Source organism: Bradyrhizobium sp. UFLA05-109 (assembly GCF_054185165.1).
In genome coordinates this window covers 1-12,632 of sequence record NZ_JBBIAR010000056.1, presented here as the reverse complement: position 1 = coordinate 12,632, position 12,632 = coordinate 1, and the positions used below count along the sequence as shown (strand labels likewise).

General features: G+C 61.4%; 10 protein-coding genes and 1 pseudogene. 9 read left to right on the top strand and 2 right to left on the bottom strand.

Annotated elements, in window-relative coordinates; all coding sequences use genetic code 11:
• Positions 1–46: 46 nt before the first annotated feature.
• The gene (locus Q3C01_RS32495) at positions 47–1,228 is read right to left on the bottom strand and encodes a transporter substrate-binding domain-containing protein (protein WP_458149353.1); all 1,182 of its coding nucleotides are present in this window, start codon (positions 1,226–1,228) and stop codon (positions 47–49) included.
• Between the two features lie 346 nt (positions 1,229–1,574).
• Here Q3C01_RS32495 and Q3C01_RS32490 point away from each other — a divergent pair, with 346 nt between their 5' ends.
• Genes Q3C01_RS32490 through Q3C01_RS32450 form a run of 9 tightly spaced genes read left to right on the top strand, consistent with a single transcriptional unit; the run spans position 1,575 to position 11,177 of the window.
• A complete protein-coding gene (locus Q3C01_RS32490) occupies positions 1,575–3,092 on the top strand; it encodes an amidase (RefSeq protein ID WP_458149352.1) in 1,518 nt (505 codons plus the stop codon).
• 57 nt (positions 3,093–3,149) lie between these two features.
• Complete coding sequence (locus Q3C01_RS32485) at positions 3,150–4,148, top strand: acetamidase/formamidase family protein (RefSeq protein ID WP_458149351.1); 999 nt, start codon at positions 3,150–3,152, stop codon at positions 4,146–4,148.
• A gap of 31 nt (positions 4,149–4,179) precedes the next feature.
• Entirely contained in the window at positions 4,180–5,403 is a 1,224-nt protein-coding gene (locus Q3C01_RS32480) for a transporter substrate-binding protein (RefSeq protein WP_458149350.1), read from the top strand.
• A gap of 40 nt (positions 5,404–5,443) precedes the next feature.
• Positions 5,444–6,310, top strand: a complete 867-nt coding sequence (locus tag Q3C01_RS32475; RefSeq protein ID WP_458149349.1) for a branched-chain amino acid ABC transporter permease — start codon at positions 5,444–5,446, stop codon at positions 6,308–6,310.
• Positions 6,307–7,380, top strand: coding sequence for an ABC transporter permease subunit (locus Q3C01_RS32470; protein WP_458149348.1), 1,074 nt, complete (start codon positions 6,307–6,309; stop codon positions 7,378–7,380). Before Q3C01_RS32475 ends, Q3C01_RS32470 begins: the two co-directional genes overlap by 4 nt.
• Positions 7,380–8,102 (top strand): ATP-binding cassette domain-containing protein, encoded by a 723-nt coding sequence (locus Q3C01_RS32465; RefSeq protein WP_458149347.1) that lies wholly within the window; start codon positions 7,380–7,382, stop codon positions 8,100–8,102. Before Q3C01_RS32470 ends, Q3C01_RS32465 begins: the two co-directional genes overlap by 1 nt.
• A complete protein-coding gene (locus Q3C01_RS32460; protein ID WP_458149346.1) occupies positions 8,099–8,806 on the top strand; it encodes an ABC transporter ATP-binding protein in 708 nt (235 codons plus the stop codon). The genes Q3C01_RS32465 and Q3C01_RS32460 overlap by 4 nt, the downstream gene beginning before the upstream one ends.
• A gap of 40 nt (positions 8,807–8,846) precedes the next feature.
• The gene (locus tag Q3C01_RS32455) at positions 8,847–10,361 is read left to right on the top strand and encodes an amidase (protein ID WP_458149345.1); all 1,515 of its coding nucleotides are present in this window, start codon (positions 8,847–8,849) and stop codon (positions 10,359–10,361) included.
• 60 nt (positions 10,362–10,421) lie between these two features.
• Positions 10,422–11,177 carry an SDR family NAD(P)-dependent oxidoreductase gene (locus tag Q3C01_RS32450; RefSeq protein WP_458149344.1) on the top strand — a complete coding sequence of 252 codons (756 nt, stop codon included), beginning with the start codon at positions 10,422–10,424 and terminating at the stop codon, positions 11,175–11,177.
• Positions 11,178–12,322: 1,145 nt separating this feature from the next.
• Here Q3C01_RS32450 and Q3C01_RS32445 read toward each other — a convergent pair.
• Positions 12,323–12,552: pseudogene (locus Q3C01_RS32445) on the bottom strand (UGSC family (seleno)protein).
• Positions 12,553–12,632 lie beyond the last annotated feature (80 nt).

Here is a 12,632-nt window from a genome sequence, read left to right as displayed (position 1 = left end):
ACCATGAGAGCGCGACGGCCGCGGACGGAAAAGGGGGATGGTCTAGTCATTTCACGATACGCAAATGGTTCGAACACTTCGCTACCGCATCATTGCTCTTTCCCGACCTCCTGCCGAACGCGCTCAGGTCCAGGTTCGAAAGATACGGATCCGGACGTTCAGGGGCATCGGCTTCCCAGAAGATACTGAACTGACATCCAGGCATGGAGCGTGCCAGCCTTGGCGTGAGGAAACAGTGATTGTTGTCGGGATCCACCCAAACCGGACCTTGCGGGGAATCGTAGCGATGATTTGCCGCGGCGCGCCGCACGGCGCCGACCTCCGCCGAACCCGCGCGGCGGATGGCGCGGGCAAGCAGCATGACGCAGACATAAGTGGACTGTCCATCGACCGAGAGGCTGCTGTTTTCGCCATGACGAGCCTTCCATCGCGCTACAAAGCTGCGATTTTCGGCGCCCTCGATGCTCTCGAAATATGCGGATGAGGTAATGCACCCGACCGAGGCTGCTGATCCGATCAGCTTGAGTTCGGGCTCGCACAGGCTGCAGCTCAGCATCGGGATCGAAAGGCCGGCACACGTCGCCGCCGCATGGAGGGTGCGCATGAACGCGTAGCTGGATTCACCGACCAGCGTATTGAACACGACCGGCGGTCTTCGGTCGATGATCTCCGTGACGATGTGGTCCACTGCGATCTCGCCGAGTTCGAGCAGGCGTTCGGCAAGGATGCGGCCGCCGGCGCTGGTCACGATTTCGCGGATGACGCGGTTCATTTCCCAGGTCCAGATATAGTTCGACCCGATGCAGAATACGTCGGCGGAGATGTGGTCGAGCATGTGGCGCACCAGCGGCACGACATGCTGGTTGGGCGCGGCGCCGACATAGATGACGTTGTCGCTGCTTTCGAACCCTTCGTAGCGCGCCGGATGCCAGAGCAGCCGCTCGGTCCGTTCGACGATCGGAATTACCTGCTTGCGTGAGGCAGACGTGTAACAGCCGACGATATGCCCGACATGCTCCTCATGAATGAGATCGGCGCACGCGGTGTGATACTCGGCGACGACTCCGCCGGGATCGCGGAGGTGTGGCGTGAACGTGAAATCGAAGGCGGCGCTCTGGTTGATCTCGTCGACCGCCATCAATGCGCTCTTGCGCATTTCGCCCGCCATCATGGTATAGGGTCCCGACTGGGAGAATACGAGGCCGAGAGGGATGGACGGCTTGCTCATGGAGAAACCCGGGCGCTGTTCGGCAACAGTCTCGTCGCAAGAAACTAGGCCTTGCTTCCTTGCATCGTCAATCAGCACTGCACGCCATTGATGCGACCACCAAAAAAAAGGTGCTGACCTCGCATTGACAAGGCCAGCGGCGCTAAGACACAATGACGGCTACGTGAACGCGTGCATGGCGAAAGAGTTCTCGCGCAGCCGATGACGTCTGAGTGACGGCTCCAAGTTTCGATCTGCACCGTAACCTACGCGACCATTGATAGCATCGGCATTGTTGCCATTCGGGGCCCTTCTCGGGCCGCGGGTGGCTTTTTTCATTTTGTCTCCCTGACATGATGGGTGGAGCATGGCAGTTCGCCTTCCGACGCTGGAGCAGATCGAGGATCTCGGCGCCGACTTTGGCCTCGTCCTCACCACTGACGAGATCGCTGCATTTCAGCAGGCTTTCAAGGGACCGTTGGCTTCCTATGGCCGGCTGGACGAGCTGGTGCCTCCGGCGCTGGCGCCGATTGCCCCGCGCTCGCCGGGCTATCGGCCTGCGGCGTCTGAAAATCCTTACGGCGCCTGGTATTGGAAGACGAACATCCGTACCGGCGCAGAGGGGTTGTTGAGCGGCAAGAACATCGCGATCAAGGACAATATCTGCGTCGCTGGCGTGCCGATGATGAACGGCTCGGCGCTGCTCGAAGGCTATGTTCCCGAACTCGACGCCACGGTCGTGACGCGGATTCTCGACGCCGGTGGCACGATCGCTGGCAAGGCTGCGTGCGAGGATCTCTGCTTTTCAGGCGCGAGCCATACCTGCGCCGGCGGCGTGATCCGTAACCCGCACAATCCGGCGCACAGCGCCGGCGGCTCCTCCGGCGGCAGTGCCGCGCTGGTGGCATCGGGTGAGGTGCCGATGGCGCTCGGCGGCGACCAGGGCGGCTCGATCAGGACGCCGTCAAGCTGGTGCGGCGTTTACGGTCTGAAGCCGACCTGGGGCCTGGTGCCGACCACCGGCTCGATGCCGATCAGCTACTCGGTGGATCATTGCGGCCCGATGTGCGCTTCGGTCGAAGACGTCGCCCGCCTGCTGACGGTCATCGCCGGTCATGACGGCTGGGACACACGGACCATTGCCGCGCGCACCGGCGACTATATGGCGGCGCTCGGCAATCCCGCGAGGGGGCTGCGCATCGGCGTCCTGCGCGAGGGGTTTGGCCATTCCGAGAGCGATCCGGAGGTCAACGAGAAGGTGCGACAAACCATTGCGGCGCTGGGCAAAGCCGGCATCGCAAGCGAAGAAGTCTCCGTGCCCTGGCATCTCGATGGACCGCATGTCTGGAGCGGCGTCATTCTGGAAGGCGCCGCCGAGATGATGCTGAAGGGTTACGGCGTCGGCAACAACGTCCAGGGCTATTATCCGGTCTCGATGCAGGAGGCGCTTGCGCGCGGCATGGGAACACGGATCAATGACGTGTCGCCGACGGTGAAGCTGGTGCTGATGCTCGGCGAATATATGCACCGCCACTATCACGGGCGCTATCATTCCAAGGCGCAAAACCTCCGGCCTTTGCTGCATCGGGCCTACGATGACGCGCTGCAAAAATTCGACGCGCTGGCGATGCCGACAATTCCATTTACTGCGACGCCGATCCCGCCGCCCGATGCGCCCCTCAACACCGTGATCGACGTCGCCCTCAACATGCAGGCCAACACCTGCTCGTTCGACGTTTCCGGACATCCTGCCTTCACCGTGCCATGCGGCCGCGTCAATGGTTTGCCGGTCGGCCTGATGCTGGTCGGGCGTCACTTCGAGGAAGCGACGCTGATACGCCTGGCGCGGGCGATCGAAGCCGCCGGAGACTGGAAATCAAACTGAACCGGGCAAATCCGGCGTTGGCTTGCTTGCATGCCGATTGCCTCCGAGGATTTCGCAATGACCGACGACACCTGGCTGAAGACCTCCATCATGGCAAAGCGCGGCCTCGCCAAGGGCCGGGCGGGACGACGCCACGAGCTTACGATCGAAAAGCAGGGGCCTTTCCATTACGTCTACGGTCCTTACGCAACGCCGTCTCTGACGATCGATCCCGGCGATGTCGTCGCCGTCGAGACCGAAGATGCCTTTGGCGGCGTCATCACCAGCGAAAAGGACAGTCCGACCGCAAAGCTGCAGTTTCCTTTCCTCAATCCTCAATGCGGCCCGATTGCCGTCAACGGCATCGGGAAGGGCGATTGCCTGGCCGTGCATATTCATGCGGTGGAGACCCGCGGCGCGCAGCCGGCGGGCAAGACCTGCATTATTCCGGAATTTGGCGGCCTTGTCGGAACTGCCTCAACCGCAATGCTCAATCCGCCATTGCCGGAGCGGGTGAGGGTCATGCACGTCGACAAGGACGGCGTGCGCTGGAGCGACAAGATCACGCTGCCGTACCAACCGTTCATCGGCACCATCGGGATATCGCCCGAGATCGAGGCAATCTCGTCGCTGCAGCCGGACTATCACGGCGGCAATATGGACCTGCCCGATGTCGCGCCGGGCGCTATCCTGTACTTCCCGGTGCATGTCAAAGGCGGTCTTCTCTATGTCGGCGATTGCCACGCCGCCCAGGGGGACGGCGAATTGTCGGGCGTCGCGATCGAGCAGCGCGCCACCGTCACGATGCAGATCGACGTCATCAAGGACTGGAGCTTTGCGTGGCCGCGGCTCGAGACCCGGGAGTCCCTCATGACCATCGGCAGCGCCCGACCACTCGAGGATGCGGCGCGCATCGCCTATCGCGAGCTGGTTCGCTGGATGAGCGCCGATTACGGCTTCGACGAGATCGACGCCTACATGCTGCTCAGCCAGGCCGGACGGATCCGGCTCGGAAACATGGTCGACCCGAAATACACGATGGGCGCGTCAATTCTGAAGAAATATCTGACTTCATGAATCATCGGCAACCGCGAGGAGGACTAGGGCTATGAGGCTCAATCGCAGAACGTTCTTGCAGAGTACCGCTGCGACCGCTGCCGCCGGGATGTTTTCCTCCAGCGCATGGGCGGAAGATCCGATCAACGTCGCCAGCATCCACGATCTCTCCGGCGGCCTCGACATCTACGGCAAGCCGATGGTCGACGCGTTGACGCTTGCGATCGAGGAAGCCAACGCTGCCGGCGGCCTGTTGGGCCGGCAGGTCAAGCTGATCAACTATGACACCCAGTCGAACATGCAGCTCTACACCCAGTTCGCGCAGCAGGCGGCCCTGAAGGACAAGGTCGCGGTCGTCCATGGCGGCATCACCTCGGCGTCGCGCGAAGTGATCCGGCCGGTGCTCGACAAGTTCAAGACGCTGTATTTCTACAATACGCAGTATGAAGGCGGTGTCTGCGACCGCAACCAGTTCGACACCGGCGTGACCCCGGCGCAGACGGTGGAAAAGCTGGTACCTCATGCCATGAAGAAATGGGGCAAGAAGGTCTACGTCGTCGCGGCCGACTACAATTACGGGCAGATCACCTCGCAATGGGTGAAAAAATACGTCACCGAAAATGGCGGCGAGGTGTCCTCGATCGACTTTTTCCCGCTCGACGTCACCAATTTTGGTCCGACCATCTCCAAAATCCAGGCGGCCAAGCCGGATTTCGTCTGGTCGGCACTGGTCGGCGGCGCGCACATCTCGTTCTACCGCCAATGGGCGGCCGCGGGCATGCGCAAGAGCATTCCGATGGCATCGACTACGTTCGCGGTCGGCAACGAGCACATCGTGCTGTCGCCCGATGAATGCAACGGCATGCTGATCTGCTACAACTATTTCCAGGACCTGAAGAACCCCGTCAACGAGAAGTTCGTGGCGAGCTTCCACAAGCGCTTCGGCGCCGACTATCCGAACATCACCGAACTCGCGATGGGTACCTACCAGGGGTTCCGGCTGTGGGCGGAAGCGGTCAAGAAGGCCGGCAGCGTCGATCGGATGAAGGTCATCGAAACCCTGGAGACCGGGATCAGCATCGATGCGCCTTCCGGCAAGGTCACGATCGATCCGCCGACGCACCATTGCGTGCTCGATGTGCACATCGCCGAAGTCGCCGACAAGAAGCTCAAGGTGCTGGAAGATTTTGCCCAGCAGAAGCCCGCCGATACCGCAGCTGTCTGCGACCTCATCAAGAACCCGACCGACAACCAGCAATACGTGATAAAGATTTGAGACCGGACCGGCCCTCAATTCGTGTTTCGGAAAAGTGAACGTGGATCTCGCTGTTCTTCTGGCAATCCAGGTCCTGTATGCGATAGCCAGCCTGGCGTTGATTAGCGTCGGGCTGGCGATCATCTTCGGCATGATGCGCGTCATCAATCTCGCGCATGGCGAATTCCTGATGCTCGGCGGGTATGCGGCAATCGTCGCCACCAGCCACGGCATCAGCATTTGGATCGCGATGCTGGTGGTGGCACCGATCGTGGTCGGCCTCATCGGCCTCGTCGTCGAGCGGACCATTATCCGTTTTCTCTATGGTCGCATGATCGACACGATGCTGGCAACCTGGGGCCTCAGCCTGTTCCTGGTCGGGCTGACCACGGCGATCTTCGGCAATACCACTGTCGGCATCTCAGCGCCGCTCGGCAGCTTCCAGATCGGCGCCTACCGCACGAGCGCCTATACGCTGTTCGTGATCGCCGTCGCGGCCGTGGTGCTGGCTGTGATCTTCGTCGTGATGCGCTGGACGCGGCTTGGCCTGATCGCCCGCGGCACGATGCAGAACGCCAACATGGCGTCAGCGCTTGGTGTCAATCCGCCCCGCGTTTACGCCATCACCTTCGGTCTCGGCGCGGCGCTGTCGGGACTTGCCGGCGCCGTGCTGGCGCCGGTCTCCGGTGTGTTCCCGACCATCGGCGTTGCCTATGTCGCCAAATCCTTCATCACGGTGATCGGCGGCGGCGCCGCGATCCTCAGCGGCACGGTGTCGGCGTCGGCGCTGTTCGGCAGCATCAACCAGATCGCGACCTTCGTCACAACGCCGGTGTTCGGTGAGGTCGCGTTGCTCGCGGCCGCCATCATCCTGATCCGCCTGCTGCCGCAAGGCATCACCGGCCGCTTCTTCCGGAGAGGCCTGTGAACGCCCGCGCGCTCAATCTGATCGGCCTTGGCCTCGTCGGCGTGATTGGCGTTGGGTTCCTGGTGCTGGTACCGCGTTTCTTCGAACTCGACGTCGTGCTCGAGTTCACGGTCTACATGATTATGGCGATTCTGGCGCTGAGCCTCGCTCTGATCTGGGGTTATGGCGGCATACTTTGTTTCGGCCAATCCGCGTTCTTCGGGCTCGGCGCGTATACCTACGCGATCGCGATGTTCAACATTGGCGAGAGCACGGTCCCGCTGCTGCTTGCCGTCATCGTGCCGGCGGCGTTTGCGGCGCTGCTAGGCTATTTCATGTTTTACGGCCGCATCAGCGACGTCTATCTCGGCGTCATCACGCTGACCGTGACGCTGATCCTGTTCAATTCCATCAACTCGACGGCGGGACCGGAATTCCATATCGGCTCGGCACGACTCGGCGGCTTCAACGGCATTCCCGGCATTCCGCCGTTGAACATGCCCGGCAACAAGCGTGCGCCGATCGATCTCGAAGGCATGTTCTATCTGGCGACCGCCGCATTGCTCGCGACCTATTTCGGATTGCGCCTGCTGTTGGCGAGCCGGTTCGGCCGCATCATCGTCGGCATCCGGGAAAACGAACGGCGTGCTGAACTGCTTGGCTATGATCCGCGCGCCTACAAGCTGGCGACATTCACCGTTGGTGGTGCGCTGGCCGGATTTGCCGGGTGTCTGTTCGCCAATTGGGGCAACTTCGTCAGTCCCACTATCTTCGGTCTCGCCCAATCAGCGCAGATCATCATCTGGGTTATCGTCGGCGGGCGCGGCACGCTGATCGGGCCGATCGTCGGGTGCATCGGCATTCAATGGCTCACGACCGCGCTCGGCTCCAACCAGCCCAGCGGCGGTTCGGACTGGTGGGCCAAGATCTTTGCCAACGCGCCTTTGATCTTCGGCATTATCCTGATTGCGTTCGTGCTGCTGGTGCCCAAAGGACTGGTGCCGACGCTCGGCGATATCGGCCAATCGCTACTCGCTTCGCGTGGCAAAGAGGCGAAGCGGCTACAGCCTAAGCGGGCGGAGGAGGGCTGATGGCCGCACCTCTGCTTCAGACCCAGGATCTCAGCATGCATTTCGGCGGCGTTCGCGCCGTGCGCCAGGTCAATTTCTCGTTGGCCGAAGGCGAGCTGCGCTGCCTGATCGGTCCCAACGGCGCAGGCAAGAGCACGTTTTTCAAGATGCTGACCGGACAACTGGAGCCGACCCATGGCCAGGTGTTGTTCCGCGGCAAGGATATTTCGCACGCGCACGCCCACGACATCGCCCGGCTCGGCATCGGCATCAAGACCCAGGTGCCGAGTGTCTTCGACGGCCTTTCAGTACGGGAAAATATCTGGCTGGCGACAAACCGCCTTCATTCCGGCGATAAGGCGAGGCGCGTCGTCGACGAGATGCTGGCGCGGGTCGGCTTGACGGAAGCCGCCGAACGTCTGGTGGGGCAGCTGGCCCATGGACAGCGGCAATGGGTCGAACTCGGGCTCGTGCTGGCAACCGATCCCGATTTGATCCTGCTCGACGAGCCCGCCGCCGGAATGACCCACGAGGAGGTCAACAAGACGGCCGAATTGGTGCGCGAGATCAACCGTACCAAGGCGTTGATCGTCGTCGAGCACGACATGCAGTTCATCCGCATGATCGCCAAGCAGGTCACGGTCTTTAACCAGGGCAGCGTCTTGGTCGAGGACACCGTTGAAAACATCATGCGCAATCCGCAGGTGCGCGACATCTATCTAGGCAAACAGGCAGCCGCATGATGCTCGATGTACAGGGACTGCGAACGGGGTACGGCCGGATTCCGATCCTCAACGGGGTGAGCTTCTCCGTCAATGAGGGCGAATTCATCGGCATTCTGGGCCACAATGGCATGGGCAAGACCACGCTCTTGAAGGCGCTGATGGGATTTTTGCCGGCGACCAGCGGTCGTGTGATGTTCGGCCGTGACGACGTCACGTCGATCGAACCCTACCGGCGTGCGCGGCTCGGCCTCGGCTACGTGCCGCAGGGCCGCGAGATCTTCCCCGGGCTTACAGTCTACGAGAATCTGCGCATGGGCTGCAGCACGCAGGACGGCGTGGAAGAAGACATCATCGCGACCGTGCTGGAGGAGTTTCCCCGCCTGAAGGCGTTGCTCGATCGCCCCGGCGGAGCGCTGTCGGGCGGCGAGCAGCAATTGCTGACGATCGCGCGCTGCCTTTGCGGCGACCCGCGGCTGATCCTGCTCGACGAGCCTACGGAAGGCATTCAGCCCTCGATCATCGACGAGATCGTCCATACCCTGCAACGGCTGCGAGCCAGGAGCGGGCTCACCATGATCCTGGTCGAGCAGAATCTGGACTTCATTGCTTCGCTGTCGCAGCGCATCCTGATTATCCAGAAAGGCGCGATTACCCGGGAAGTGTCACCAGGCGAGCTCGGCGACGCAAGCCTCGTCGGAGAATTTGTCGGTATCGCAACGTAGGCCCGCCGCACGCGGGCATGACCAGAGGGAGACCCAAGCCATGGTAGTCAGGAGACCCACACTCGATCAGCTGCGCAGCGTCGCCGAGGACCTCGGCATGCACATGGGTGATGCAGAGCTCAAATCCTACGACGCGCTGATGCAGGCGAACTACGCCGCCTACGATGCGGTCGATGCCATGCCGGACTATGTTCCGGCGGTGAAATATCCGCGCACGCCCGGCTATCGCCCCGAGGGCGAGGAGAACAAGTTCAACGCCTGGTACGTCAAGACCGAAATCAAAGGCGCCCCGAATGGTAAGCTCGCCGGCAAGAAGATCGCGCTCAAGGACAACATCTCGCTCGCCGGCGTCCCGATGATGAACGGCGCATCGACGCTGGAGGGCTATATCCCCGATACGGATGCCACCATCGTCACCCGCATGCTCGACGCCGGCGGCACCATCGTTGGCAAGGTGCACTGCGAATATTTCTGCTTCTCCGGCGGCAGCCACACCTGTGCAGCTGGTCCTGTGCACAATCCGCACAAGATGGGATACTCCGCCGGCGGTTCGTCCTCAGGCAGCGCGGTGGTGGTGGCGACCGGTGAGGCCGATATGGCGATCGGCGGCGATCAGGGCGGCTCGATCCGCATTCCGGCCGCCTTCAGCGGCATTTACGGCATGAAGGCGACCTATGGCCTCGTGCCCTATACGGGCGTGATGCCGATCGAGCTCACGATCGACCACACCGGCCCGATGACGGCCAACGTACGCGACAACGCGGTGCTGCTGGAGGTGCTGGCAGGGCCCGATGGACTTGATCCGAGGCAGGGCGCTCTCAAGGTCGGAAAGTACAACGACGAGATTGAAGGCGGCGTCAGGGGACTGCGTATCGGCATCGTGAGGGAAGGATTTGGGCATCCAAGTTCGGAGCCAGACGTCGACGCCAAGGTCAAGGCGGGCGCCGACTTGTTCCGAAAGCTCGGCGCCACCGTCGAGGAAATCTCGATCCCGATGCACCTCGCTGCGCCGGCGATCTGGCTGCCGATCGCCGCCGAAGGCGCCACCGAGTTCATGATGAAGGGCAACGGCATGGGGACGAACTGGCGTGGTCTCTACAACACTACGTTGCTGGACGCCCACTCCGCCTGGAAGCATCGCGCCGACGAATTGTCCGACAGCCTCAAGATCACGATGCTGCTCGGGCAATATTTCACCAAGCACTATCGCGGCCATTTCTACGCTAAGGCGCAGAATTTGAACCGCAAGCTGCGCGCAGCCTATGACGAGGCGCTGGCCAAATACGATCTGCTGCTGATGCCGACCCTGCCGATGAAGGCGACGCCGCTACCGCCCGCAGACGCGCCCCGCGAGCTCTACATCCAGCGCGCGTTCGAAATGGTTCCCAATACTGCGCCGTTCAACGCCAGCGGACATCCGGCGATGAGCATTCCCTGCGGCATGAGCAACGGTCTGCCGATCGGTCTGATGTTGATCGGCAAATATTTTGACGAGCCGACGATCTATCGCGCCGCCGCCGCGTTCGAAAGCGCCGGAGACTGGAAGAAGATGTAACCGCACCGGGGCGGCCTGCCGGCATGCGAGCAGGCCGCCGCACCAGCAACGGAGGCGACCATGGATCTCGGATTGAAGGGAAAGAGCGCACTCGTAACCGGCGGCAGCAAGGGCATTGGGCTTGCGATCGCCGAGCTATTTGCGGCCGAGGGCGCCAACGTCGCGATCTGCGCCCGCAATGCCGACGAGGTTGGCAACGTCGTGAAGAGCCTCTCGGCGAAGGGCGTCAAATCGTGGGGCACGGCGGTCGATGTCGCCGATCCGGTCGCGTTGAAGGGCTGGATCGATGGGGCCGCCGCCGAACTCGGCGGCATCGATACTATCGTCTGCAATGTGAGCGCGCTGGCGGTCGGCGACACGCCGGAGACCTGGGAGAAATCGTTCCGCACCGACATGATGCACACCGTCAATTCGGTCGCGGCCGCGCTGTCCTATCTGGAAAAGTCGAAATCCGCGTCGATCATCATCGTCTCGAGCGTGTCGGGCTTCGAGGTCGATTTCGCCGCCGGGTCGTACGGCGCCTTCAAGGCGGCCCTGATCCACTATGCCAAGGGCCTCAGCAATCAGCTGATCGCCAAGGGAATCCGCGTTAACGCAGTGTCGCCAGGCAACACCTACTTCGAAGGGGGCATTTGGCAGAATATCGAGCGCGGCATGCCTGATCTCTACAAGACTGCAATGTCGCTCAATCCAACCGGGCGTATGGGCACGCCGCAAGAAGTCGCTTCCGGCGTGGTGTTTCTTGCGAGCACGGTAGCATCTCGCATCTCCGGCACCAACCTCATCATCGATGGTGCACTCACAAAGGCTGTCTAGCGAGCTGCCGACCGGCTCCCGTTGCAGTTAGGGAAGGTTCCGCCATGCGCAGATGCGGCGGCGGGTCGGACCTTCGATGGCGAGGACTTTGAAGGCGCAGAGCTGGACCCCTTGCTCCTACTCGCGGCCCGTGCCTCAGTTGAAATTTTGAGGCTTCGCTCAATCCTGTTCTTATTTTAGCAGCTGCAATTTTTGGCAACCTCTGGCGCCGCACAATCCCCGTTCAGTTTCCACGGCGAAATGCCCGTTCGGGATCCAGCGGTTGATTGGTTTGCCGAGTCTGGCTGGGGCACCTGAAGTCCCGGCCGATCGCGAAAACAGATAAAAAGTTCTGTGCGTCAAGTTCAGCAAAATGATCATGGATGTGGTTGAGCCATCCCCTCGGAGCCGCCGTCGCTCGCCTCACCCACAAGCGCAGCGGCCTTGCTGGCGCGCAGCGGAGCGATGAGCCTGCGAGGGACCACTGAACGACCGAACTAGCGCTTTCCTGATCTTTGACGGTATTTCAAGCCACGCTGTGCCAGTGCGAGGAGTAGCCATCCCGGCTACGCACGCAGCGCTATTCAGTCGATTGACTCCGATAGGTAGCGGAATTGCCAATATTTCAAGGGGCACGAATTTTTCTGTGAATTCAAGACCAAAAAATTGGGGCGGGTATACCGTCGGGATTTGTCCGTCAGGCATGAAGATTTGTGCTTGCAAATCAACGATGAAACGTCGTCCGAAATGATTGAGTGGGTAGTGCTGCCGGGTGCTATAGCGAAGTTTAGCGTAGGTCTGAGCTTTGCGCGCGTCGCTCAGTGGCGAAGAGAGATGTGGTCTCGACTTAGCTCGAACGAGCTTGTCAATCCATCGCGTTTTGGCCGACGGAGTACACCATCGAACCACATCGTGTAGAAGCGTTGGAGCCGTCCGAGCACTCTGTTTGAGGTCGGTCTCAGTTGGGGTTGCGCTACCGGGGCGGCGGGCTCGGCCAGCGGTGCGGGTGACCGTCGTTGAAGTGAGGGCAAAAAGGGCCCCGGCTCTTTCGAGGTCCGGGCCCAAGTCCGGGAGGAAGGGGGCGACTATTTGCCGAGCCAGACCTTTGGTGCCTTCTCGGCGACCGTAGCCGCGCCAGCTTCGATCTCGGCCTGGGTGATCGATGACTACGGGATCAAGCCTTCCATGCCGATCGCGGTCCGGATCAGCACGGTCTCTTTCTCGAACTCCGTGGTGATGATGGCGGCCGATGGCAGGCCGAGCTTCTCGAAGCGTTACCGATGCAGCAGGAACAGCAGGATCCGCAATCGCCGATGGCAGTCAGAACGAGGTCGTTGTTCGCTGCGATCTCGGCGATCAGTTCCGGCTCGGCGTCTTTCGAGAAGGATCCGTTCACGTAGTCATCCGTGAAGAATACGGATCGGTCTGAGAAATAAGCAGAATTGGTCCTGATTAGTATTCGATTTTGCAGGAAAG